The 22,899-nt window shown below is 70.1% G+C and carries 24 protein-coding genes; 7 read left to right on the forward strand and 17 right to left on the reverse strand.

Going from position 1 to position 22,899, the window contains the following annotated elements; genetic code table 11:
* Window positions 1-2: 2 nt before the first annotated feature.
* On the reverse strand, window positions 3-1,439 hold the full coding sequence (locus ACKI2N_RS04675; protein WP_426990493.1) for an MdtA/MuxA family multidrug efflux RND transporter periplasmic adaptor subunit: 1,437 nt from the start codon (window positions 1,437-1,439) through the stop codon (window positions 3-5).
* A gap of 313 nt (window positions 1,440-1,752) precedes the next feature.
* On the opposite strand from ACKI2N_RS04675, the gene ACKI2N_RS04680 reads away from it, so the two are divergent.
* The gene (locus tag ACKI2N_RS04680; RefSeq protein WP_420998431.1) at window positions 1,753-2,484 is read left to right on the forward strand and encodes a response regulator; all 732 of its coding nucleotides are present in this window, start codon (window positions 1,753-1,755) and stop codon (window positions 2,482-2,484) included.
* A complete protein-coding gene (locus ACKI2N_RS04685) occupies window positions 2,481-3,758 on the forward strand; it encodes an ATP-binding protein (RefSeq protein WP_420998430.1) in 1,278 nt (425 codons plus the stop codon). Before ACKI2N_RS04680 ends, ACKI2N_RS04685 begins: the two co-directional genes overlap by 4 nt.
* A 30-nt stretch (window positions 3,759-3,788) precedes the next feature.
* On the opposite strand, the gene plsY is transcribed toward ACKI2N_RS04685, so the two are convergent.
* The 6 genes from plsY to ACKI2N_RS04715 all read right to left on the reverse strand — a co-directional run bounded on the left by plsY (window position 3,789) and on the right by ACKI2N_RS04715 (window position 8,289).
* Window positions 3,789-4,397, reverse strand: a complete 609-nt coding sequence (gene plsY, locus ACKI2N_RS04690; protein WP_420998429.1) for a glycerol-3-phosphate 1-O-acyltransferase PlsY — start codon at window positions 4,395-4,397, stop codon at window positions 3,789-3,791.
* 111 nt (window positions 4,398-4,508) lie between these two features.
* The gene (locus ACKI2N_RS04695) at window positions 4,509-5,000 is read right to left on the reverse strand and encodes an aminoacyl-tRNA deacylase (RefSeq protein ID WP_420998428.1); all 492 of its coding nucleotides are present in this window, start codon (window positions 4,998-5,000) and stop codon (window positions 4,509-4,511) included.
* Window positions 5,001-5,026: 26 nt separating this feature from the next.
* Window positions 5,027-5,983 carry a site-specific tyrosine recombinase XerD gene (gene xerD / locus ACKI2N_RS04700; protein WP_420998427.1) on the reverse strand — a complete coding sequence of 319 codons (957 nt, stop codon included), beginning with the start codon at window positions 5,981-5,983 and terminating at the stop codon, window positions 5,027-5,029.
* Entirely contained in the window at window positions 5,980-6,459 is a 480-nt protein-coding gene (locus ACKI2N_RS04705) for a methylated-DNA--[protein]-cysteine S-methyltransferase (protein WP_420998426.1), read from the reverse strand. Before ACKI2N_RS04705 ends, xerD begins: the two co-directional genes overlap by 4 nt.
* Before the next feature lie 162 nt (window positions 6,460-6,621).
* Complete coding sequence (locus ACKI2N_RS04710; RefSeq protein WP_420998425.1) at window positions 6,622-7,608, reverse strand: tripartite tricarboxylate transporter substrate binding protein BugE; 987 nt, start codon at window positions 7,606-7,608, stop codon at window positions 6,622-6,624.
* A 147-nt stretch (window positions 7,609-7,755) separates the two neighbouring features.
* A complete protein-coding gene (locus ACKI2N_RS04715; RefSeq protein ID WP_420998432.1) occupies window positions 7,756-8,289 on the reverse strand; it encodes a chalcone isomerase family protein in 534 nt (177 codons plus the stop codon).
* Between the two features lie 264 nt (window positions 8,290-8,553).
* On the opposite strand from ACKI2N_RS04715, the gene ACKI2N_RS04720 reads away from it, so the two are divergent.
* Window positions 8,554-9,447, forward strand: a complete 894-nt coding sequence (locus ACKI2N_RS04720) for an AEC family transporter (protein WP_420998424.1) — start codon at window positions 8,554-8,556, stop codon at window positions 9,445-9,447.
* Window positions 9,448-9,470: 23 nt separating this feature from the next.
* Here the strand turns inward: ACKI2N_RS04720 and queG are convergent, their stop codons facing one another.
* Entirely contained in the window at window positions 9,471-10,649 is a 1,179-nt protein-coding gene (queG, locus tag ACKI2N_RS04725) for a tRNA epoxyqueuosine(34) reductase QueG (RefSeq protein WP_420998423.1), read from the reverse strand.
* 16 nt (window positions 10,650-10,665) lie between these two features.
* Between queG and tsaE the strand changes: the two genes are divergently transcribed.
* Both tsaE and ACKI2N_RS04735 read left to right on the forward strand, forming a co-directional pair.
* On the forward strand, window positions 10,666-11,178 hold the full coding sequence (gene tsaE / locus ACKI2N_RS04730) for a tRNA (adenosine(37)-N6)-threonylcarbamoyltransferase complex ATPase subunit type 1 TsaE (RefSeq protein ID WP_420998422.1): 513 nt from the start codon (window positions 10,666-10,668) through the stop codon (window positions 11,176-11,178).
* Complete coding sequence (locus ACKI2N_RS04735) at window positions 11,172-12,698, forward strand: N-acetylmuramoyl-L-alanine amidase (RefSeq protein WP_420998421.1); 1,527 nt, start codon at window positions 11,172-11,174, stop codon at window positions 12,696-12,698. Before tsaE ends, ACKI2N_RS04735 begins: the two co-directional genes overlap by 7 nt.
* 63 nt (window positions 12,699-12,761) lie before the next feature.
* On the opposite strand, the gene ACKI2N_RS04740 is transcribed toward ACKI2N_RS04735, so the two are convergent.
* The gene (locus ACKI2N_RS04740; protein ID WP_420998420.1) at window positions 12,762-13,784 is read right to left on the reverse strand and encodes a bile acid:sodium symporter family protein; all 1,023 of its coding nucleotides are present in this window, start codon (window positions 13,782-13,784) and stop codon (window positions 12,762-12,764) included.
* Window positions 13,785-13,877: 93 nt separating this feature from the next.
* On the opposite strand from ACKI2N_RS04740, the gene ACKI2N_RS04745 reads away from it, so the two are divergent.
* Complete coding sequence (locus tag ACKI2N_RS04745; protein ID WP_420998419.1) at window positions 13,878-14,783, forward strand: LysR family transcriptional regulator; 906 nt, start codon at window positions 13,878-13,880, stop codon at window positions 14,781-14,783.
* A gap of 29 nt (window positions 14,784-14,812) precedes the next feature.
* Here the strand turns inward: ACKI2N_RS04745 and ACKI2N_RS04750 are convergent, their stop codons facing one another.
* On the reverse strand, window positions 14,813-15,571 hold the full coding sequence (locus ACKI2N_RS04750; protein ID WP_420998418.1) for a class I SAM-dependent methyltransferase: 759 nt from the start codon (window positions 15,569-15,571) through the stop codon (window positions 14,813-14,815).
* A gap of 200 nt (window positions 15,572-15,771) precedes the next feature.
* Between ACKI2N_RS04750 and ACKI2N_RS04755 the strand changes: the two genes are divergently transcribed.
* Window positions 15,772-16,638, forward strand: a complete 867-nt coding sequence (locus ACKI2N_RS04755) for a helix-turn-helix domain-containing protein (RefSeq protein ID WP_420998417.1) — start codon at window positions 15,772-15,774, stop codon at window positions 16,636-16,638.
* Between the two features lie 7 nt (window positions 16,639-16,645).
* Here ACKI2N_RS04755 and ACKI2N_RS04760 read toward each other — a convergent pair whose 3' ends face one another.
* The 7 genes from ACKI2N_RS04760 to ACKI2N_RS04790 all read right to left on the reverse strand — a co-directional run bounded on the left by ACKI2N_RS04760 (window position 16,646) and on the right by ACKI2N_RS04790 (window position 22,173).
* Entirely contained in the window at window positions 16,646-17,404 is a 759-nt protein-coding gene (locus ACKI2N_RS04760) for a 3-hydroxyacyl-CoA dehydrogenase (protein WP_420998416.1), read from the reverse strand.
* A gap of 249 nt (window positions 17,405-17,653) precedes the next feature.
* Window positions 17,654-18,319, reverse strand: a complete 666-nt coding sequence (gene adk, locus ACKI2N_RS04765; RefSeq protein ID WP_420998415.1) for an adenylate kinase — start codon at window positions 18,317-18,319, stop codon at window positions 17,654-17,656.
* A gap of 409 nt (window positions 18,320-18,728) precedes the next feature.
* Window positions 18,729-19,538, reverse strand: coding sequence for a 3-deoxy-manno-octulosonate cytidylyltransferase (kdsB, locus tag ACKI2N_RS04770; protein WP_420998414.1), 810 nt, complete (start codon window positions 19,536-19,538; stop codon window positions 18,729-18,731).
* 36 nt (window positions 19,539-19,574) lie between these two features.
* Window positions 19,575-19,763 (reverse strand): Trm112 family protein, encoded by a 189-nt coding sequence (locus ACKI2N_RS04775; RefSeq protein ID WP_420998413.1) that lies wholly within the window; start codon window positions 19,761-19,763, stop codon window positions 19,575-19,577.
* Window positions 19,744-20,853 (reverse strand): tetraacyldisaccharide 4'-kinase, encoded by a 1,110-nt coding sequence (lpxK, locus tag ACKI2N_RS04780; protein WP_420998412.1) that lies wholly within the window; start codon window positions 20,851-20,853, stop codon window positions 19,744-19,746. The genes ACKI2N_RS04775 and lpxK overlap by 20 nt, the downstream gene beginning before the upstream one ends.
* A gap of 264 nt (window positions 20,854-21,117) precedes the next feature.
* A complete protein-coding gene (locus ACKI2N_RS04785) occupies window positions 21,118-21,546 on the reverse strand; it encodes an ExbD/TolR family protein (RefSeq protein ID WP_420998411.1) in 429 nt (142 codons plus the stop codon).
* Between the two features lie 6 nt (window positions 21,547-21,552).
* Window positions 21,553-22,173, reverse strand: a complete 621-nt coding sequence (locus ACKI2N_RS04790) for a MotA/TolQ/ExbB proton channel family protein (RefSeq protein WP_420998410.1) — start codon at window positions 22,171-22,173, stop codon at window positions 21,553-21,555.
* Between the last annotated feature and the right edge of the window lie 726 nt (window positions 22,174-22,899).

Consider the following 22,899-nt stretch of genomic DNA (forward strand, 5'->3'; position numbering starts at 1 on the left):
CCTTACTGCGGCCGCTGCGGCGCGGCGCCCGCCGGGGCACCGCCGCCGCCGGCCGCGGCCGCGCTGGCGCCGTTGTGGTGGCGGCGGCCCTCGCCGTTCGCGCCGGAGGCGCCCGTGCCGCTGGCCCCGCCCCAGCCGCCTTCGCGGCGGCGCCCGCGCCCGCGCGGCTGGCTAGCCGGCACCAGCTGGGAAGCGCGCGCGGCCGGGTCCACGGTTTCCACCGTCATGCCTTCCTTGAGCCGGTCGGCGCCATCCACCACCACGCGCTGGCCCGGCTCCAGGCCCTTCGAGACCGACACCCGGTTCTCGTCGCCCGGGCCCAGCGTGACGTTCTGCACCTTGACCTGGTTGTTGTCGTCGACCACATAGACGAAGGTGCCCTGCTGGCCGCGCTGGACCGCCGCCACCGGGATGACGGTGGCGTCTTCCAGCGTGTCCACGCGGGTGCGCACGTTGACGAACTGGTTGGGGAACAGCAGCCCGTCGGTATTCGGGAAGATGGCCTTGAGCTTGACCGTGCCGGTGGTGGTGTCGATCTGGTTGTCGGTGGTCAGCAGCGTGCCCTCGGCCAGCTTGTTGCGCGCCTGGCGGTCCAGCGCCACCACGGGCAGCTGCTCGCCGGCGTTCAGGCGCTTGAGCACCGAGGGCAGGTTGTCCTCGGGAATCGTGTACAGCACCGCGATCGGCGCCACCTGGGTGATCAGCGCGATGCCGTTGGCGTCGGTGGTGCTGACGATGTTGCCCGGGTCGACCTGGCGCAGGCCGATGCGCCCGGAAACCGGCGCCAGCACGCGCGTGTAGCCCAGTTGCAGGCGGGCGTTGTCGACGTTGCCCTGGTCGGTCTTGACCGTGCCTTCGTACTGCCGCACCAGCGCGTCCTGGGTGTCCACCTGCTGGCTGGAGACCGAGTCCTGCGCCAGCAGCGTGCGGTAGCGCTTCTGGTCCAGGCGGGCGTTCTCGAGCAGCGCGCGGTCGCGCGCCAGCGTGCCGACCGCCTGGTCGAGCGCGGCCTGGAACGGGCGCGGATCGATTTCGGCGAGCACGTCGCCGGCCTTGACCATCTGGCCCTCCTTGAACAGGACCCTGAGCATGGGCCCGGATACCTGGACGCGCACGGTCACGTTGGCGACCGGCGTGACGTTGCCCAGGCCGTTGAGGATGACGTCCATGTTGCGCCTGGCCACGGTGGCGACCACCACCGGCGAGCGCGGCGCGCCGGCGCCGCCCGGGCCGCCGCGCCCGCCCGCGGCGCTGGCGCCGCCGGGGCCGGCCGCGGCGCCCGGGCCGGCGGGCGCGCCCGCGCTGCGATGGTGATACCAGTACCAGCCGCCGCCTGCCAGCAGTACGGCCAGCGCGGCGGCGATCAGTGTGCGGCGGCGCGAGCCCGCCTTGCCGGACGGTGGCTGTTTAGCCTGTTGGTTTTCTTCGGGGTTGGCCATGACCGGTTCCTGGGATGCGACGCGACAACGCGCGTTAATCGGTTTTCGGGGTGGGAGAGGCAGAAGTATGCCGCAACGCCGTTGGCGCGTGCCGCTGGCGGCACGCAACGGCACATCGTGCCGGGCAGCTTCTGGTGGTGCCGCGTTGTCCGGCGGCGCCGGGCGGCAAACGTAAGCGAAGCATAATGCGCCTTGGTGGCGCGGTTGTTTCATCGCCGGCGGCCATTCTTACAGTTCATTACCAGTGGCCCGGGTGTAATGCCCTGAAACAATTCGCCCGGATTGCCGCGCCCAGCCTAGCTATCATCTGCCTATGCGAGCCAATCAGCCCACCCAGATCCTGGTCGTCGACGACGATCCAGAACTCCGCGACCTGCTGCGCGAATACCTGAGCCAGCAAGGGTTTGCGGTTTCCGTCCTGCACGACGGCGAAGGCCTGCAGGCGCGCCTCGAGCGCGAGCGGCCGGCGCTGATCGTGCTGGACCTGATGATGCCCAAAGTCGACGGCCTCACCGCGCTGCGCAACCTGCGCGCCAAGAACGACGACATCCCGGTCATCCTGCTGACCGCGCGCAGCGACGAGATCGACCGCATCGTGGGGCTGGAGATCGGCGCCGACGACTATCTCGGCAAGCCGTTCTCGCCGCGCGAGCTGCTGGCCCGCATCAATGCCGTGCTGCGGCGCAAGCTGGCGCGCCCGGCGGCCGCGCCGGAAGACCGCGAAGGGCTGACCTTCGGGCCCTTCCGGGTGAATTTCCGCCAGCGGTCGCTGGTGCGCGCGGGCGAGGCGGTGCCGATCAGCGATACCGAATTCGCGCTGCTCAAGCTGCTGCTCACGCATCCGCTCGAAGTGCTCTCGCGCGAGCGCATCGTGGAGCTGATGTACGGCTCCGCGAGCGGCATCAGCGACCGCGGCATCGACGTGCAGATATGGCGCCTGCGCCGCCTGCTCGACGAAGACGCGCAGCGGCCGCGCTATATCCAGACCGTGCGCGGGCGGGGCTACACCTTCGTGCCTGACGAAGCCGACGAAATACCGCAATGAAACTGCGCATCGATACGCTGTTCGGCCGCATCGCACTGCTGATCGCAGCGGTGCTGGTGCTGAGCCACTTCTCCTGGCTGGCGATCCTGCGCATGGACCGTCGCCAGCAGCAGGTGGACTATTCCGTCGAGCAGATGCTGTTCCAGTTCGACAGCATCCAGCGCGCGCTGGCCGCCACGCCGCCGGCGCCGCTGCCGAGCCTGGTCGAGGTGGCCAGCGAGGCCAGTGCCGCCGAGCATACCGTGACGGCCAGCGGCCGCGCGCGCCGCCTGGTCGACCAGTTCGCGCAGCGCCTGCCGGCCGGCAGCCAGGTGCGCCTGGAGGAGGAAGAGACCTCGCGCATCTGGGTCAAGCTGCCGCAGCGCCATGACTGGATCGCCATGCCGGTGCTGTGGGTGGTCAATCCGCCGCCCGACAACCGCCTGCTGCCGGGTGTGATCCTGGTGGTGGGCGTGGCCATGGCGGTGGCGCTGCTGATCGCGTGGCAGATCCAGCGCCCGGTGCGCGACATGGCCGCCGCGGCCGAGCAGCTGTCGCGCCAGCACAGCGTGGAGCCGCTGCGCGAGCGCGGCCCGCACGAGTTGCGCCAGCTGATCGAGCGCTTCAACCGGATGATGGCCGACCTGACGCGCATCGACCAGGAGCGCAACACCATGCTGGCCGGCATCGCCCATGACCTGAAGACGCCGCTGGCGCGGCTGCGCCTGCGCGCGGAGATGCTGGCCGATCCCAAGTCGGCGGCCGGCGTCACGCGCGACGTGGAATCGATGTCCGCCATCGTCGAGCAGTTCCTCACCTTCGCGCAGAGCGGCGAGCCGGCCGCGCGCCCGGTGCCGGTCGACCGCCGCGTCGCCGAGCTGGCCGCCTCGCTGGCGGAACAGGACAAGTCGGTGGAGCTGGCGCTGGGCGCGGGCGAGGGCTTCCGCATGATCGCCACGCAACTGGACCGCATCGTCGGCAACCTGGTCGACAACGCCTACGCCTACGGCGCGCCGCCGGTGCGGCTGTCCACCGCCCGCCAGGCCGACGGCTGGCACATGGTGGTGGAAGACGAAGGCAGCGGCATCCCGCCCGACGCCATGGAAAAGGTCACCCTGCCGTTCGTGCGCCTGGACCCGGCCCGCGGCGGCAACGCCCACTCCGGCCTCGGCCTGGCCATCGTCGACCGCCTGGTGCGCCAGTCGGGCGGCCGCCTGGTACTGGAAAACCGCGCCGAAGGCGGCCTGCGGGTCCAGATGATCTTCCCGTTCACGGCACTGGCCCAGGCAGCGTGAGGGGAGGAGACAGGGGGCGAGAAAAAGCGGCTAGGCCTTCTTCTTCTCTCCAATCCGGCTCTCCTTCCCGGCCAGCAGGTTGCCGATATTCGCCCGGTGCCGCACCACCAGCAGCACGCTGATGACGAACACCGCTCCCGCGATCACGTCCACCCCCGACATCAGCACGCAGAAGAACGGCGCGAACACCGCCGACACCAGCGCCGCCAGCGACGAGTAGCGGAAGAAGAAGGCGATGATCAGCCAGGTGGCCAGCGTGCCCAGGCCCAGCAGCGGGTCGATGGCGAACAGGATGCCGGCCGCGGTGGCCACGCCCTTGCCGCCGGCGAAGCCGAAGAATACCGGGAACAGGTGGCCCAGGAAGACCGCCACCGCGGCCAGCGCCACGCCGCTGTCGCCGATGCCGTAGGCCGGGCCGAAATGCTGCGCCAGCCAGACCGCCAGCCAGCCCTTGAGGCCGTCGCCGATCAGCGTCAGCACCGCGGCTTTCTTGTTGCCGCTGCGCAGGACGTTGGTCGCGCCGGGATTGCCCGAGCCGTAGGTGTGCGGATCGGGCAGGCCCATGGCCTTGCTGACCACGACGGCGAAGGAAACGGAACCGATCAGGTAGGCGGCGATAGCGAGAATCAGGTTGGCCATGTGGGGAACGGGAATTTGAGGCTGGCCGGATTGTAGCGCGGCCGGGCCCGCTTCAGTGCCGTGACTTCCCCAATATCGCGGGATCGGCTTCATGGGCAGCGCCGGGCGGGCTCAGTCCGGCAGCGCGCACTCCACCGCCACCGCGCCCAGCAGGTCCGTCAGCACGCCCGGCGCGATGCTGACCAGGTAGCCGCGCCGGCCGCCGTTGATGTAGATCGTGTCCAGCGCCAGCACGCCCGCTTCCACGTACACCGGCAGGCGCTTGCGGGTGCCGAACGGCGAGGTCCCGCCCACCATGTAGCCGCTGTGGCGCTGCGCCACTTCCGGCTTGCACGGCTGCACGCTCTTGCGGCCGGTCTGGCGCGCCAGGTTCTTGGTGGAGACCGAGCAGTCGCCGTGCATCAGCACGATCAGCGGCTGCGCCTTCTCGTCTTCCATCACCAGCGTCTTGACCACGGCGTGCTCGGGCACGCCGAGCTGGCGGGCCGATTCGCCGGTGCCGCCGTGCTCGACGTAATCGTAGGCATGCTCGCCGTAGGCCACGCCGTGCTGCTTGAGGAACTGGGTGGCGGGAGTTTCGGAGACGTGTCTGGACTTGCTCATGATGAATGCTGCGATGACGGGCGCGGTCAGCCGCGCGGATGGTGGTGCTGGTGCAGTTCGCGCAGGCGCTCGCGCGCCACGTGGGTGTAGATCTGCGTGGTGGAGATGTCGGCGTGCCCGAGCAGCAGCTGCACCACGCGCAGGTCGGCGCCGTGGTTGAGCAGGTGCGTGGCGAAGGCATGCCGCAGCGTGTGCGGCGACAGCGGGGCGTGGATGCCGGCCTCGCGCGCGTGGCGCTTGATCAGGTGCCAGAAGGTCTGGCGCGTCATGCCGTCGCCGCGCTGGGTGACGAACAGCGCGTCGCAGGCGCGTTCGCCGAGCAGGGCGGGGCGGCCTTGCGCGAGGTAGCGGCGCAGCCAGTCGCCGGCCTCCGCGCCGAACGGCACCAGGCGCTCCTTGTTGCCCTTGCCGCCGACCACGCGCGCCACGCCCTCGTTGAGGCCGATCTCGATGGTCTTCATCTGCGTGAGCTCGGACACGCGCAGGCCGCTGGCGTACATCAGCTCCAGCATGGTGCGGTCGCGCAGGCCGAGCGGGGTGGCGGTGTCGGGCGCCCCGAGCAGCGCTTCGACCTGCGCCTCGCTCAGGGTCTTCGGAAAGCGCGGAGGCTGCTTGGCGGGCCGCAGCAGCAGGCAGGGGTCCTTGGTGATCATGCGCTCGCGCAGCGCCCACTGGAAGAAGCGCTTGAACACCGTGAGCCGCCGGTTGGCCGACGAGGCGCGCGTCTCCAGGTGGCGCGAGGCGAAATAGCCGTTGAGCGCGGCGTCGTCCACTTCCAGCAGCGCGCACACGGCATTGGCATGCAGCCAGCGCGACAGCAGGGCGAGGTCGCGCCGGTAGGCGTCGATGGTGTTCTGGGAGAGGCCGTCCTCGAGCCACAGCGCGTCGCAGAAGCGGCCGACCAGGTCCAGGTCGGCCTGCAGCGCGGCGCTGTCCGCGGGCACGGTGTCGACGGCGGCGTCGACGGCAGCGGGCCGGCTCATATCAGCAGCACGCCTTCGTGGCGCAGCAGCCAGCGCTTGGTCTCGAGCAGGAAGCCGTCCTCGCTGTGGTGGGCGAAGCCGCCGAGGCCGCCCGCGGCCACCACGCGGTGGCACGGGATCACCAGCGGGAAGGCGTTGGAGCCGCAGGCCTGCCCGACCGCGCGCGGCACGCTGGCGAGCCCGCGCGCCATCGCGCCGTAGGTGGTGACCTTGCCGCGCGGGATGGCGGCGATGGCCTGCCATACGCGGCGCTGGAAGCCGGTTCCCGCGGCGGCCAGCGGCACGTCCAGGGGCGCGTCGGGATCGGCGTAGTAGGCCTCGAGCTGCCGCGCGAGCCGCTGCGCCACGGCGCTGGCGGGCGCGACCGGCGGCGTGCCGGCGGGCAGGTAGACGATCTCGCGGATCGTCTCGCCCTCGGTGCGCACGCCGACCTTGCCGAAGGGCGCGGGGAGGATGGCGTCGAAGCGGGAATGCATGGCTGGCGGGCGGGGGCGCGGAATGGGCAAGGTGGACGGGACGGCCGGGCGCAACAGCGCAAGGGCCGGCGCCGGTCACTCCGGATTCTAGTGCATGGCGGCGCGGCCATTGAAAAAGGGCCTCCCGCGGGAGGCCCTCGACGGCACGGGCCCGGCCCGCGCTTATTGTTCGAGCTTGATGTTCTGGACCTTCACCAGGTTCTTCATCTTGTCGAACTCCTTCTTGATCTCCGCCGCGTGCTGCGCCGGCGAGTTACCCGAGGGCTCGGCCCCGGCGGTGCGCAGGCGCTGCTGGAAGTCCTTGTCCTGCAGCGCCTTGACGGCGGCCTCGTTGAGCTTCTTGATGACGTCGTCGGGGGTGCCGGCCGGCGCCACCAGGCCGTACCAGGCCGGGTCGTTGGGCTCCTTCAGGCCCATCTCGCCGAAGGTCGGCACGTCGGGCAGCGAGTCCAGGCGCTTGTTCCACGCCACCACGATCGCGCGCAGCTTGCCGGCCTTGATGTAGGGCATCGACGAGGGCAGGTTGTCCACCATGATCGGCACCTGGCCGGCCAGCACGTCGTTCAGCGCGGGACCGGCGCCGCGGTACGGGATGTGGACCATGAAGGTCTTGGTCGAGACCTTGAACTGCTCGCCCAGCATGTGGCCGAAGGCGCAGGTGCCCGAGGTGGCGAACGAGTACTTGCCCGGGTTGGCCTTGAGCACCGCGAGGAATTCCTGGTAGTTCTTGGCCGGGAAACTCGGGTTGACCGCGATCACGTTGGCCACGTTGGCCAGGTTGGTGATGGGCTTGAAGTCCTTGATGGGGTCGTACGACAGCCTGGGATTGCAGGCCGGGTTGACCGCCATCGTCGACACCGTGGAGATGCCGATGGTGTAGCCGTCCGGAGCGGCCTTGGCGATGGCGTCGGCGCCGATCGAGCCGCCGCCGCCGGCGCGGTTTTCCACCACCACCGGCTGGCCCAGGATGCGGCTCATCTGGTCGGCCGCGCCGCGGCCGACGATGTCGGTGGTGCCGCCCGGGGCGAACGGGATGATCAGCCGGATCGGCTTGGTCGGAAAGCTCTGTGCCTGTGCCACCGACGCGGCGGCGGCCAGGCCGAGGGCCAGTGCAATCGTGCTCTTGCTCTTGCTCTTGCTCTTGCGCATGAGATCGTGTCTCCCATCAAAGACCGGGCGGGGATATCCGCCCAAGGTGAATAACGCCGGCCAGGCGCCCGCGGTGGCGGGACGGCGAGGCCGGCGGCGTGAGTTCTGGCGGGCGGGCTGTACGCTGCAGCCGCGCCTTGCGGCTGCTCAGCCGCCCAGGAGGCCGCGCTTGAGGTTCCGGTCGACCGGGTGGTCGCCCAGGAAGATGCGCAGCACCGCCTGGTAGAAATCTTCGCCCGGGATCGGCTTGCCGCGCGGGGTGCCGTTGATGGCGACCACGGTGCCGCCGTCCGGCGAGAAGTCGAAATCGATCACGTCGCCCTTGCGCGCGGTGCCCATCTGCTCCATGGTCCGGTGCAGCTGGAACAGGCGCCCGGACAGCCGCTGCACCTGCATCTCGCTGTGGTTCTCGCGGATGCCTTCGTCCAGCGCCTTGATGAAACTGTCCGCGTCCACCTCGCGCAGCGGCCTGATCTGCAGGCGCTTGGGACCCGGCGCGCCCAGCACCACGGTGGCGTTGCGGGCCTTTTCCGGCAGGTAGAGCGCGGCCACGTAACCCTTGATGACGAAGACCGAGCGCAGTCCGGTGCCGTTGAGCTGCAGTTCCTTGCCGCCGACCCGCGTCGCGTCATCGATGCGCATGCCCTCGATTTCGCCGGCGCGCGCGGGCGCGGCAGGCATGGACAACGCCGTGGCCGCGCACAGGATGAGCGCCAGCTGGCTTGCGCGGCGCTGCAGCAAGGCGCGCGCGGACGGGGTACGACGGGGCAGCATGAAGGGTAGGCGGTACGACGGAACGTGTCATATTGAGGGATTTCTGCAACAATACCAATCAGTATCGGCCCTAGTCCGCACTTTGTTGCACTTTACCGAAAGTGCTTCCGTTTGAAGCATTGCAGCAAACAAGACAAATAAAACAAAGAAAACAAAAAAACAGAAAGAGACATGTCCTTTGCCCTGCTGCTGGTCCCGGACTTCAGCCTGATCCTGATCGGCTGGCTGCTGGTGCGCCATACGCCGTTCGACCGCGCCTTCTGGGCCGGCGTCGAGCGCCTGGTGTATTTCGTCCTGTTCCCGGCGCTGCTGCTGCAGTCCACCAACAGCGCGAAGTTCGACTTCTCCTCCACCTCGGCCATGCTCGGCCTGGCCCTGATGACCACCGTGTTCGGCATGGCCGGGGGGTATGCGGTCAAGTGGGTGCTGCGGCCCGCGCCGCTCGATTTCGCCTCCGGGCTGCAGACCGCCTTCCGCTTCAATTCCTATATCGCGCTGGCGCTGGCCGCGCGCCTGGGCGGCAGCGAGGGCCTCGCCATGATGGCGGTGATCGTCGGCTGCACGGTGCCGCTGTGCAACGTGGTGGCGGTATGGGCCCTGGCTCGCCACGGCGAGGCGCGCGTGTGGCGCGAACTGGTGCGCAACCCGCTGATCCTGGCCACCGCGGGCGGCCTGCTGACCAACCTGCTCGGGCTGCACCCGCCCGAAGTGCTGGCCATGACGCTGAACCGGCTTGGCTCGGCCTCGACCGCGCTGGGCCTGATGACGGTCGGCGCCGGCCTGCAGATGAGCGGCGCCACCGGCGCGGCCGGCCCGATGGCGTGGTGGAGCGGGGTCAAGCTGGTGGCGATGCCGTGTTTTGCATGGATGCTGGGGCGGCTGCTGCCACTGACCGAGCTGCAGGCGCAGATCGTGGTGCTGTACGCCTCGCTGCCGACCGCCTCGAGCACTTACATCCTGGCCGTGCGCATGGGCGGCAACGGGCCGATGGTGGCGGCCACCATCTCGATCATGACCGTGGCGGCCATCGTCACCACGCCGTTCTGGCTGGCGCTGGTCAGCTAGCCGGTCTAACCGGGCTAGCCGGCCTAGTCGGCCACGCAGGCCGGCGCGTCCGCGCCCACGCCCTGCGCCAGCGCCCAGTCGATATGCTCGCGCACCAGCGGGCTGGCCGCGGCCTGGCGCGCGCCGAGCGCGGCGCGGATGCGCGCGGCCAGCGCCGCGTCGCCGCGCTCGCAGGCGGCGCGCAGGCCGTTGCCGAGCCCCACCGCCAGGTTGCGCAGCCAGCGTTCGTGGCCGATGCGGCGGATCGGGCTGCCTTCGAGGCGCTGGTTGAATTCCGCCTCCGTCCAGCCGAACAGCGCGGCCATGTCGGGCGCGTCGAAGCCGTTGCGCACGTCGAAGTCGGGCAAGGCCGCGCGGTGCGCGAACTTGTTCCACGGGCAGGCCAGCTGGCAGTCGTCGCAGCCGTACACGCGGTTGCCCATGGGCGCGCGCAGCGGCTCGGGGATGGCGCCCTTGTGCTCGATGGTCAGGTAGGAAATGCAGCGGCGCGCGTCGAGCCGGTAGGGCTCCAGGATGGCCTGCGTGGGGCAGATGTCGATGCAGCGGCGGCAGTTGCCGCAATGGGCGTGCGCGGGCGGGTCGGCCGGGAAGGGCACGTCGACCAGGATCTCGCCGAGGAAGAACATCGAGCCGCCGTCGCGGTCGAGCAGCAGCGTATGCTTGCCGCGCCAGCCCAGGCCGCCCTGCGTGGCCAGCGCGACCTCCATCACCGGCGCCGAATCGGTGAACACGCGGTAGCCGAACGGGCCGATGGCGGCCTCGATGCGGCTGGCGAGCTGCTGCAGGCGGCTGCGCAATACCTTGTGATAGTCCCGCCCGCGCGCATAGAGCGAGACCACGGCGGTGGCGGGATCGTCGAGCCGGGCCAGCTCATGGGCGCGCCAGTCGCCGGGGCCGGCGGCCGGCAGGTAGGGCATGCGCGCCACGATCGCGCGCACGGTGCCGGGCACGAGTTCGGCGGGACGGGCGCGCCGCAGGCCGTGGTTCGCCATATAATCCATGTCGCCGTGGTAGCCCTGCGCCAGCCACGCCATCAACCCCGCTTCCGCCCGGCTCAGGTCCACTTCGGCGATGCTGACCGCGTCGAAGCCCAGTTCCGCGCCCCACGCCCGCACCGCGGGCACGAGCGCGGCCAGGCCGGCCGCGGCCGCGGCGGCTGGGGGGGGCAGGGCGGGCGGCGCGCCGGTGGCTCGGTCGATCATTCCCGAATTGTACGCAATGCCCCTGCTCGAAGAACGCACCCTGATCCTGCCCGACGAAGCCGCCACCGCGCGGCTGGGCGCGGCGCTGGCCGGCGCCGTGCGCGTGCTGCCCGCGCAGACCGTGCACGTGCAGCTCTCGGGCGATCTCGGCGCGGGCAAGACCACGCTGTCGCGCGCCATCCTGCGCGCGCTCGGCCACCCCGGCAAGGTGCGCAGCCCCACCTACACGCTGTGCGAGCCGTACCAGGTCGCGCGCGCCGACGGCTCGCCGCTGACCGTTTACCACTTCGACCTGTACCGCTTCGCCGATCCGGAAGAATGGGCCGACGCCGGTTTCCGCGACTGTTTTGCCGAACCCGCTTTCAACCTGGTCGAATGGCCCGAGAAAGCGGGCCGCCTGCTCGGGGAACCGGACCTTCACCTGTTGCTCCAATCGGACACGGGCGACGCCGACGATGCGCCCGAGCGCCGTACGGTCACGCTTCGTGCCTATACTCAGACTGGACTTACCCTGCTTTGCGCATGCTGATCAAGCGACTCGCCACCGACCGTCCCGATGAATTGCTGCTGGCCCGCCGCAAATGGCTGGCACAGTGCCTCAAGGCCGGCGCCGGCACCGTGGTGCTGACGCTGGCGGGACCGCAGATCGCCTTCGGCGCCGGCATCGTCGCCGTGCGGGTCTGGCCCGCCGAGGAATACACCCGCGTCACCATCGAGTCCGACGCGCCGCTGGCCGCGGTCCACCAGATGGTGCACGGCCCCGACCGCCTGGTGGTGGACATCGACGGCCTGGACCTGTCGCCCACGCTGCGCGAGCTGGTGGCCAAGATCACCTCCAACGACCCTTACATCCAGACCGTGCGCGTGGGCCAGAACCGGCCGCGCGTGGTGCGGCTGGTGTTCGACCTGAAGGAAGACGTCTCGCCGCAGGTGTTCACGCTGGCGCCGATCGGCAGCTACCGCAACCGCCTGGTGTTCGACCTCTACCCGGTCAACCCGCCCGACCCGCTGTGGAAACTGGTGCGCGACACCGAGGACAAGCAGCGCCGCTTTGCCGCGACGCAGCCGCCGGCCGGCGCCGACGGGGCCGACAGCATTGCCGGCGCGCCCGCCACCGGCGAGGAGGACGCGATCGGCGCGCTGGTGCGCAAGTTCGAGGACAAGGGCGCCAACCCGGTGCCGGCGCTGCCGCCGATGGCCGCGGTCCGGCCCCGGCCTTCCGCACCCCCGTCCGCGCCTGCCGCGCCGTCCGCGCCCGCGGTGCCGCCGCTGGCGCAGAACAATGCGCCGCCCGCGCTGCCCGCCAACAACCCGCCGGCCGACCGCCCCTTCAAGATGCGCCGCCTGCTGACGGTGGCCATCGATCCGGGCCACGGCGGCGAGGACCCGGGCGCCACCGGCGCGGCCGGCTCGCGCGAGAAGGACGTGGTGCTGCAGATCGCCCACCGCCTGCGCGCCAAGATCGATGCCCAGCCCAATATGCGCGCCATGATGACGCGCGACGCGGATTTCTTCGTGCCGCTCAACGTGCGCGTGCAGAAGGCGCGCCGCGTGCAGGCCGACCTGTTCGTGTCGATCCACGCCGATGCCTTCCTCTCGCCGGAAGCCAAGGGCGCCTCGGTGTTCGCGCTGTCCGAGCGCGGCGCGTCGAGCAGCGCCGCGCGCTGGATGGCCAACAAGGAAAACGCCTCCGACCTGATCGGCGGCGCCAACATGGGCAACAAGGACGCCCAGGTCGCGCGCGTGCTGCTGGACCTGTCCACCACCGCGCAGATCAACGACAGCCTGCAGGTGGGCAAGGCCGTGCTGGCGGAGATCGGCGGCGTCAACCGGCTGCACAAGGGCAGCGTGGAGCAGGCCGGCTTTGCCGTGCTGAAGGCGCCGGACATTCCCTCGATCCTGGTCGAGACCGCCTTCATCAGCAATCCCGAGGAAGAGCGCAAGCTCAACGACGATGCCCACCAGGAGCAGCTCGCCAACGCCATCCTGCGCGGCATCCGCAACTACTTCGCGCGCAATCCGCCGCTGTCGAAGAACCCGTCGGTGTAAGGCGGCGCCGCCGGAAAGCAGAACGGCCGGCAAGTGCCGGCCGTTCTGCATCGGGCGCGGCGCTTACGCGTGCGCGGTGGCCGTGCCGGGCAGCGCGTCGCGGTTGGCGTAGCGCGAGGCGAGCACCGAGCAGACGATCAGCTGCAACTGGTGGTAGACCATCAGCGGCAGCACCAGCAGGCCCAGCGCCGGGTGGCCGGCGAACAGGATCTTGGCCATCGGGATGCCGTTGGCCAGGCTCTTCTTTGAGCCGCAGAACACCGCGGTGATCTCGTCCTCCACCGAGAAGCCCAGGCGGCGCGCGGTGAAGGTGGTGGTGGCCAGGATCACCAGCAGCAGCACGGCGGCCAGCGCCATCACCGCGCCGATGGTCTCCCAGCTGTACTTGTGCCAGAGGCCGGCGGCGGTGGCGTCGCAGAACGAGGAATAGACGATCAGCACGATCACGCCGCGGTCGATCTTGTTGGTGACCTGCTTCTTCTTGGCCAGCCAGTTGCCGATCAGCGGGCGGGCCGCCTGGCCCAGCGCGAACGGCAGCAGCAGTTGCAGCGCCACGCCCATCAGCGCCTTGCCCAGCGGCATGGAGGCGCCGCTGGCGCTGATCACCAGGCCCATCAGCAGCGGCGTGGCGGCCATGCCGATCAGGCCGGAAATGGTGGCATTGAAGATGGCGCCGGGCACGTTGCCGCGCGCCATCGAGGTCATGGCCACCGACGACGACACCGTGGACGGCAGCGCGCACAGGTAGAACACACCCAGCAGCAGCTCGGCCGGCAGCACGTTGCGCAGGCCGAACATCAGCGCCAGGCCCACCACCGGGAACACGATATAGGTGAAGCTCTGCACGAAGGTGTGCAGGCGCCAGTGGCGCGCGCCGGCCACCAGCTTGTCGCGCGACAGCGCCGCGCCGTGCAGGAAGAACACCAGCGCCACGCCCAGGTTGGTGACGATGCCGAGGTGCAGCGGACCGTCGCCGGTGCCGAGCTGGGGCGCCAGCAGCGCGATGCCGATGGCGGAGAGCATGATCAGGACGAAGCCGTCGATCAAGTCGTAGATTTTCTTGAACGGTGAGAGGATGGCGGACATGACAGCGGTTGGATTAGGGTTTCGCCTAGTATTGGACGCTACACAAGCCTAGAATGCAAATTCATTTATCGCATTCATTCATCTTATAGACGCATGAATTACACCTTGCGCCAGTTGCGTGTCTTTCTCGCCGTGGTCGGGCACGGCAGCTTCAGCCGCGCCGCGGACGCCGTGGGGCTGACCCAGCCCGCCGTCAGCCGCGGCGTGGCGGAGCTGGAAGAGGCACTTGGCGTGCGCCTGCTCGACCGCACCACGCGCGAGGTGGTGGTCACCGAGGCGGGTCAGGCGCTGGCGCCGGCCATCGAGCGGCTGCTCGGCCAGCTCGACGACACGCTGGAGGAAACGCGCCAGCTGGGCGAGCGCTATCGCGGCCGCGTTGTGATTGCCAGTGCACCTACGATTTCGGCGCGGCTGATGCCGCTCTATGTCTCGGCCTGCGCGCGCCAGTACCCCGATATCCGCCTGAGCGTGCGCGACAACGTGCAGGCCGACGGGCTGGAGCAGATCCGCGCCGGGGCGGTGGATTTCGGCGTGCTGATCGATCCGCTGGCGCGCGAAGGGCTGACCATCGCGCCGCTGGCCACCGACCCGTTCTGCTTCGTGTGCCGGCGCGACCATCCTCTGGCCGGCGCGGAGTCGGTGCCGTGGAGCGCGCTGGACGGCATGCCGCTGGTGCTGCTGGATTTCGCCTCGGGCAGCCGGCCGCTGATCGACCGCATCTTCGCCAGCCACGGCGTGACGCCGAGCGTGGTGCAGGAGCTCGGACATTCGGCCAGCGTGTTCGGCATGGTCGAGGCCGGCATCGGCGCCTCGGTGCTGCCGTCGTTCTCGCTGCCGCTGCCGGCCGCCTCGCCGCTGGTGTGGCGCCCGCTCACGCCGCGCGAGGAGCGGCGCATCGTCATGGTGTGCCGCGAGGACCGCTCGCTGTCGCCGTCGGCGGCTGCGGTCTGGCAGATGGTGCAGAGCTTGCCGCTGCCGGCCGAGCCGGCCATGCCGTAGGCCCGGCGGACCACCGCGCGACCGGACCTTCAGGCGCGCGTCGCCGTCACCATCACCGCCTCCAGCGCGAAGCTGCCGTCGGCCTGCACCAGATAGTGGTCACGGACTTCCGCCGGCGCCAGTTGCCACAGGTGGCGGATGGCGGCCACCGCCACTTCCGGCGTGCGCATGCGCTGCACCCAGGTGGCGAACTCCAGCTCGATGCGCCAGACCGGCGACACGCGTGCCGCGAAGCCGGCCGCCGCCAGCATCGCCAGCCACGCGCGGCCGGTGTAGTCGCGGATATGGGACGGATCGCGCAGCAACTCCACCGACTGCAGCCAGGTGTCGAGCAGCGGGTCCTCGGCGCCCGCGATATCGATCAGCACCACCTTGCCGCCGGGCTTGAGCACGCGGTGCATTTCCGCCAGCGCGGCCGGCACGTTGCGCCAGTGGTGGGCGCTCATGCGCGAGATCACGGCGTCGAAGCCGGCATCCCCGAACGGCAGCACTTCCGCGGCGCCCTGGCGCGTGACGATATTGCCGAGGCCCTTGTCGCGCGCGGCGGCGTCCACCACCGCCAGCATCTCGGCCGACAGATCGTAAGCCGTCACTTCGGCCGCGACCCTGGCCGCGGCGAAGCTGGCGTGGCCGGCGCCGCAGCCCAGGTCGAGCACGCGCGCCGACGGGATGCCGGACAGTTCCCGGGCGAGCTGCTCGAGGTCGGCGCCCTGGGCGTGGACCGCGCTGGTGAGGTAGGCGCTGGCCGTCGCGCCGAACTGGGCGGCGACGAGTTCTTGTTGTTGCATGTGGCTCTCCTGGCGGCGCTGGCCGCCGGTGGGTTCTGGTGATGGGGATCGCTCCGGCGGGGGACTTGCCCGCCCGCTGGCTTCGACGTACTGTAGCAGCCTGTTTTCCCGGTACAAGTCACCGTTTTATCCTGGTATAAAACGCACCAGTTTTCGCCACGGAACCGGCCGGGAGCCATCGCCTGATTGCCCGCAGCCACATGACCGACACCGCCACGCTCGCCGAACCCGCCACCCCCGACGACATTCTCCATGACGCCCCCAGTGAGCGCGGGCTAACCCGGGAAGCCGTGCTCGGCCGTTTCCTGCGCGCGCACCGCGAACGGCTCGCGCCGGCCGAGGTCGGCCTTGCGCCGGGCCGCCGGCGGCGCACGCCGGGGCTGCGCCGCGAGGAGCTGGCGCAACTGGCGGGTCTGAGCGCGACCTGGGTGACATGGCTGGAGCAGGGCCGTCCGGTGGCGCTGTCCGCGCGCGCGCTGGCCGGACTGGCGGGCGCCTTGCGGCTGTCGCGCGCCGAGCGCGCCTACCTGTTCGAGCTGGCGGGCCGGCGCGACCCGATGCAGGCGCAGGACACCCATGTGCCGGCCACCGTGATGGCGAGCGTGGAGGCCATCGCCGGGCCGGCCTACCTGCTGGACCGGCAATGGAACGCGCTGGCGTGGAATGCCGCCGCGGCCGACCTGTTCGTGGGATGGCTGGACGGCGCCAGCGGCGAGCGCAACCTGCTGCGCAGCATGTTCCTGTCGCCCGGCCTGCAGGCGCTGGTGGAAGACTGGCCGCACCGGGCGGCGCGGCTGGTGGCGGAGTTCCGCGCCCACAGCATCCGCCATGCCGAGGACCCGCCCACGCGCGCGCTGGTGGAGGGTTTGCTGGCCGAGAGCCCGGCCTTCCGCGCCGACTGGCTGTCGCAGGACGTGGAGGAGCGCCAGGGCGGCCGGCGCGGCTTTCGCCATCCGCGGCGCGGGCTGCTGCATTTCGAGCAGCTCACGCTGGTGCCGGCGGCCGCGCCGGGGCTGACGCTGGTGATGCTGATGCCGGCGCAAGCCGCGGCGCAGCGCGCCGGCTGACCCGGGCTTACTTGGGCTGCATGCGGATGGCGCCGTCGAGCCGGATCACCTCGCCGTTGAGCATGGTGTTGCCGATGATGGCGGCGACCATCTTGGCGTATTCGGCCGGGCGCCCCAGGCGCGGCGGGAACGGCACCATCCTGCCGAGCGCGTCCTGCACTTCCTGCGGCATGCCCAGCAGCATCGGCGTCTCGAAGATGCCCGGCGCGATGGTCATGCAGCGCACGCCGTCGCGCGACAGGTCGCGCGCGATGGCCAGGGTCATGGCCACCACGCCGCCCTTGGAGGCGGCGTAGGCGGCCTGGCCGATCTGGCCGTCGAAGGCCGCCACCGAGGCGGTGTTGACGATCACGCCGCGCTCGCCTTCGGCGTCGGGCGTGTTCTGCACCATGGCCGCGGCGGCCAGCCGGATCATGTTGAAGGTGCCGATCAGGTTGACGCGGATGGTCTTGTCGAAGGCGTCGAGCGGGTGCGGGCCGTTCTTGCCGACCGTCTTGCCGGCGGTGGCGATGCCGGCGCAGTTGACCAGCCCGGCCAGGCGGCCGAGCGCGGTGGCCGCGGCCACCACGGCCTGGCCGTCGGTCTCGCTGGCGACGTCGCAGCGCACGAAGCGCCCGCCCAGCTCGGCGGCCAGCGCCGCGCCGGCGGTCTCGTTGAGGTCGGCGATCACCACCTTGCCGCCGGCGGCGGCCAGCATGCGGGCACTGCCTTCGCCCAGGCCCGACGCGCCGCCGGTAACGATGAATACGTTGTCGCGGATTTCCATCTTTGTCTCTCTCCTTTGATTTTCGGGGTGCTTGTTTCGGGATGCTCGTTGCGGAATGCGGGGATGCCGGAGCGGCGATGCCGTTGGATCGGCATGTTGGCATAACGTTTACGTAAACGTCAATCAGCGTCAATCAGCGCCAATCAACGTCAATCGGTGCCGGCGGCTCCGCCCCGGCGCCAGAACGAAAAAAAGCGGCCCGAAGGCCGCCTCTTTGCGCGCACCGCGCGGCGTTGCCGCCGCCGCTGCTTATTTCAGCGCGCCGAACACGCGTGCCGTGATGTCTTCCACGCTGCCCACGCCCGCGATCTTGCGGTACTGGGGCGGCGCGACCTTGGCGGCGGCGTCGCCCTCGGCGGCCCACTTCGAGTAGTAGTCCACCAGCGGGCGGGTCTGCTGGGAGTAGACGTCCAGGCGCTTCTTGACGGTCTCTTCCTTGTCGTCCTCGCGCTGGATCAGCGGCTCGCCGGTGACGTCGTCGAGGCCTTCGGTCTTGGGCGGGTTGTACTTGACGTGGTAGGTGCGGCCCGACGCCACGTGCACGCGGCGCCCGCTCATGCGCTCGATGATGGCGTCGAACGGCACGTCGATTTCCAGCACGAAATCGATCGCCACGCCCGCTTCCTTCATGGCCTCGGCCTGCGGGATGGTGCGCGGGAAGCCGTCGAACAGGTAGCCGCCCTTGCAGTCGGCCGCCTGCAGGCGATCCTTGACCAGGCCGATGATGATGTCGTCCGACACCAGGCCGCCTGCGTCCATCACCTTCTTGGCCTCCACGCCGAGCGGCGTGCCCGCCTTCACCGCGGCGCGCAGCATGTCGCCGGTGGAGATTTGCGGGATGCCGAACTTCTCGCAGATGAACTGGGCTTGCGTGCCTTTGCCGGCGCCGGGCGCGCCCAACAGGATCAAACGCATTTACGGGTCCTCAGAGTTTTGAATCTGGTAAGGCGGGGGATGGAAGGAGGGTAACGCCGAAACTTGACGCGAGGCTTACCGCGCCGCGGGGGCGGCGCGCCTCGGATCGGAGTCTGGTCTGTTGACGGCCGGTACGCTGCGGATCGCTGCGGATGGCAGCGGCTCGGATACCGGACGGGCTCACTCTTTTCATCTCCCCACCGAGCCTTGGCCGGGTGCCTGGGCGCCCGGCGGCTCTGTATCGTCAAGCATTATGCCATGAGGCGGCGTGAAATCGGCTTGCCGGCGCGGTGACAACTGTCATGACAGTTGTGCTCGCGATGTGCCTGCGGCCGCGCCGGCTGCCGCGCGCGCGCCGGAAAACGGGCGCCCGCGGGACGCCCGCGAGGACGCCTGCGTGGCGTCAGCGTCAGGGGCCTTCCTGCGCCATGCCCTGCGCCCACAGCGCGCGCACGCGTTCCAGGTCGGCCTGCGTATCGACGCCCGGCGCGGGCGCGGCGGCGGTCTGCAGCACGCCGATGCGCTCGCCGTGCCACATCGCGCGCAGTTGCTCGAGCGCCTCGGCCTGTTCCAGCGGCGCCGCCGCCAGCGTGGGGAAGCGCCGCAGGAACGCGGCGCGGTAGGCGTACAGGCCGATATGGCGCAGCACCGGCATGTCCGGCAGCGCGGCCTGCGCGGTGGCCGCGGGCCGGGCGGGCACGCCGGCCCAGGCGTCGCGCGCCCACGGGATCGGCGCGCGCGAGAAATACAGCGCGCGGCCGGCCGCGTCGCACACCACCTTCACCACGTTGGGATTGAAGACTTCGCCGATCTCGCCGATCGGGTGGGCGGCGGTGGCGATGGCGCAGTCGGCGTGGCGCGCCAGGTGCAGCGCCACTTCGTCGATCAGGCCCGGCTCGATCAGCGGCTCGTCGCCTTGCACGTTGACCACGATGGCGTCGTCCGCCAGGCCCAGCAGCGCGGCCACTTCGGCCAGGCGGTCGGTGCCGGAAGGGTGGTCGGCGCGCGTGAGCACCGCTTCGATGCCGTGCGCGGCGCACGCCGCGGCCACTTCGGGCGCGTCGGTGGCCACCACGGTGCGCTGCGCCGAACTGGCGCGGGCGCGCTCGGCCACGCGCACGATCATGGGCTTGCCGCCGATATCGGCCAGCGGCTTGTTGGGCAGCCGGGTCGAGGCCAGGCGCGCCGGGATGACGACAGTGAAGGCGGGCAGGGACATGGGCGGGCTCGGTATGTTCGGTGTGCGCTGGTTCGCTCAGTCCGGCGAGACCAGGCGGCCCGGCACGGTCTGGCGGGCCTCGTCGGCCAGCATCACGGGGATGCCGTCGCGGATCGGGTAGGCCAGCTTGTCGACGTGGCAGATCAGTTCCTGGGCGGCGCGGTCATGTTCCAGCTTGCTCTTGCACAGCGGGCAGACCAGGATTTCAAGCAGCCGGTTGTCCATCTCGGGTTTCCTTGGTGTGGCCGGCGGCAGCCGCGGCACCCGCCGCGCCGGGCGCGGACAGGGCATGCGCGGCGACGGCGCGGCGAATCTTGTCGATCAGGCCCGCGTCGATCACGGGCAGGGTGGGAACGACCCAGATCCGCGGATCGAGCGGGTCGCTCAGGCGCTCGCATTTTACGGCATCCTTCTCGGTGATCAGGATGGCGTCGGCGGCGCGCGCGACGGGATCGTCGGCGAACGGGTCTTCGGCGAAGTCGTAGTGGTCCGGCAGCGGCATGGTGTCGGGCTGCAGGCCGGCGCCGCGCAGGCTGGCGAAGAAGCGCTCGGGGTTGCCGATGCCGGCCGCGGCCAGCACGCGCTGGCCGGCGAACGCGGACAGCGGCCTGGCCATGGTCGGGTCGGCCAGTTGCCAGGCGTCCTGCAGTTCCAGGCGCATGCCGTAGACATCCGGCTGCGCGGGGCTGGCGCTGAAGCCCGGATCGTTGATGAGGGTGGCGTCGCGGCGGCGCGAAAGCGGCTCGCGCAGCGGGCCGGCGGGCAGCAGGAAGCCGTTGCCGCCCATGCGCGCGTCGAACATCACGATCTCGAAATCGCGCTGGAGCTTGTAGTGCTGCAGGCCATCGTCGAGCAGCAGCACGTTGACGCCGGGGTGCGACACCAGCATGGTCTGCGCGCACAGCGCGCGGTCGGGGTAGACCCACACCGGCACGTCGGCGGCACGCGCGATCAGCAGCGGCTCGTCGCCCACGTCGCAGGCCTCGGAGGTCGGCTTGACCCGGCGCGGATGCCTGAGCTTGACGCCGTAGCCGCGCGAGACCACGCCCGGGCGCAGGCCGGCCTCGGCCAGCGCATGGGCCAGCGCGATCACGGCCGGGGTCTTGCCGGTGCCGCCCACGGTCACGTTGCCCACCACCACCACCGGCATCGGCAGGCGGGTGGATTTGTACCAGCCGCGCCGGTAGGCCAGGCGGCGCCAGCCGCTGACCAGGCCGAAGATCCACGACAGCGGCAGCATCAGCCAGGCAAACCAGCCGCGGCGCTGCCACTGGGCGGTCACGAAGTCGGCGAGGGCGTGGCGGGGAGCGGGCATGGGCGTCGGGAGAGGAGTCTGGGGAGGCGTCGGAGATGCGTCGGCAATGCGTCGGAAGTGCGTCGGAAGTGCGTCGGGAAAGAGGCGGACGGTGGCGAAGGATACGGGACCGCGCCAGGGACGGCGCGCGGCGTGCGGGACGGCGAGGGCGGCCGGCCGGTGCGGGCCGGGGCGCGCCGCGCCTCATCCGGGCATTATGGGCACCTTCCGGCGCCCGCGGCAAGCCGGGGTCGACCGGAGTGCGAGCGCGGCCGCCGAGCTGGCTCAGCGCGCCTGCGAACTTTGCGTGGCGAAGGTCAGGCGCGGCAGGCCGGCCACGCGCGCGGCTTCCATCACGTTGATCACCGACTGGTGGCTGGCTTGCGCGTCGGCGTTGACGATCAGCACCGGCGGCTGGCCTTCGCCGTTGCCGGCCACCTCGCGCAGGCGCGCGGCCAGGCTGGCCACGTCCTGCTGCTCCATGACCTGCTTGTTGATGGCGTAGACGCCCTTGGCCGAGACCGACACCACGATCTCGCCGGGGCGCTGCCGGGCTTTCTCGGCGTCCGCGGTGGGCAGCTGGATCTGCAGTTCGGTGTAGCGCGAATACGTGGTCGTGATCATCAGGAAGATCAGGATCACGAGCAGGACATCGATCAGCGGGATCAGGTTGATCTCCGGCTCTTCGCGCCGCTGGCGGGAACGGAAGCGCATGGCGGGTCAGGCGCGGCGCTGCGGCAGGATGGCGTCCAGGAACGCCGTGGCGCGGAATTCCAGCTCGGCCACGTAGTCGTCCACGCGGCGGCGGAAATAGCGCCAGAAGATCAGTGCCGGAATCGCGATGATCAGGCCGAAGGCGGTGTTGTAGAGCGCCACCGAGATGCCGTGCGCGAGCTGCTCGGGGCTGGCGCCGGCGCCGCCCTGGCTGCCGAAGATCTCGATCATGCCGATCACGGTGCCCAGCAGGCCCATCAGCGGCGCCACCGAGGCGATGGTGCCCAGCGCATTGAGATAGCGTTCCAGCTCGTGCGCCACCACGCGGCCCGCTTCTTCCACCACTTCCTTGGCGGCGTCGCGCGAGGTATGGGGCTGCAGCACGACATGGCGCAGGCCGGCCGCCAGCACGCGGCCCAGCGGGGAATTCTGCTCCAGGGTGCTCACCACCTCGGGCGTGGCGCGGCGCTGGTGCGCCACCGTCAGCGCTTCCTCGTACAGCTTGGGCGGCAGCACTTTGCTGCGCTTGAGGCTGAGGAACCGTTCGACGATCAGTGCCAGGGCGATGACCGAGGCGATCAGCAAGGGCCAGATCGGCCAGCCGGCCGCTTGAATGATGGAAAACACGTGGAACCCCGAAATTCGACGGCTTGTCTGCCGGCCAGCCGCCGCAGCCGTACGCGCGCTGGCTCTGTGTGAAAAATCAGGCGCCACTCTAACCCGCGGCACGGCGGCGCGGCAAGACGCCATGGCCCGGTGTGTCGGCGGCGCATCGCCGCGCGGCGGGGGATGTCCACACCGGACAGGGACAGCACTGTGGATGGATTGTGGACAGCTATCTGACAAGCCGGTCAACTTATTGATTCGAAAGGAAAAATAATAGGCAGCCTAAAAAACGGGCAGCGCGGTTGTGACGCGGGCTCCGCCCCGGCCGCCGGAAATTGCCGGCCGCCGGGTTTCGGGCTGTCCACATAAAGGCAGGACAGTATTGTGGAGCGGTTGTGGACAGTTGCCTGACAACAAGGCTAAGTCGTTGATTCGACAACGGCTTTCCGGTGCTGCTCAAAAAGTGTGCAACGAGAGCCCGGGCGCACTTGGGCCGCTCCCGAATGGGAGGAATCGGAAAAAATTCCTCTATGTCGACCGCTTTCCACATTCGTCCGGGACAGTCTTGTGGACGGGTTGTGGACAACCATCTGAGAAACGCGCCAAGTCATTGATTGCAAAGACCTCATCCTGGGGTGCGTAAAAAATGGGCAGCCTGCCGGCGAGCCGGTTTTCGCCGGTGGACGCGGGCGGGGCGGGCGTTGTGATGCCACGAGCGCTTTTAGTGACTCTTTCATCTCTTTTAAC

The organism is Cupriavidus sp. 30B13, assembly GCF_049059565.2.
Classification (GTDB): Bacteria; Pseudomonadota; Gammaproteobacteria; order Burkholderiales; family Burkholderiaceae; genus Cupriavidus.